Consider the following 502-nt stretch of genomic DNA (forward strand, 5'->3'; position numbering starts at 1 on the left):
GGGTGGGTAAAGACCGGGTACATCCTTTACGTTTGAGACCGGGGACATGGTTTACAGGTATTAATCATGGTCAGGAGGTGCTGACCATGCCCTGGAATCAAGAGTCCCCAATGGATCAACGAGTGAAGTTAGTCAGCGACTGGCTTGGCGGCAGCTACACCAAGAGCCAATTAAGCCGGCGCTATGGCGTCAGCCGTCCAACCATCGACAAATGGCTGGAGCGGTATGCAGCGTTAGGCGTGGATGGCTTGAAAGAGCAATCGCGCAAGCCGTTGAACTGCCCTCATCAAACGCCCGACGAAATCATTGCCACGCTGCTGACCAAGAAAAACGAGCACCCCGATCGGGGACCCAAGCAGATCATTGGTCGCCTGCGCGATTCCGATCCGCATATCCAATGGCCGGCGGCGAGTACCGCCGGGGAGTGGTTGAAGAAAGCTGGTTTGGTGGTGGCGCGACGGCCCTATCCCCCGCGTCCCCGCGCTCCAACACATTTGCGTCC

The 502-nt window shown here is 57.8% G+C and carries 1 protein-coding gene; it reads left to right on the top strand.

Going from position 1 to position 502, the window contains the following annotated elements; all coding sequences use genetic code 11:
- Positions 1-86: 86 nt before the first annotated feature.
- A partial coding sequence (locus tag M5G26_RS29390; protein ID WP_273917185.1) for a helix-turn-helix domain-containing protein occupies positions 87-502 on the top strand: 416 nt, incomplete at its 3' end.

The sequence above is a fragment of the Pseudomonas sp. TNT2022 ID642 genome (assembly GCF_028656995.1).
Classification (GTDB): Bacteria; Pseudomonadota; Gammaproteobacteria; order Pseudomonadales; family Pseudomonadaceae; genus Aquipseudomonas.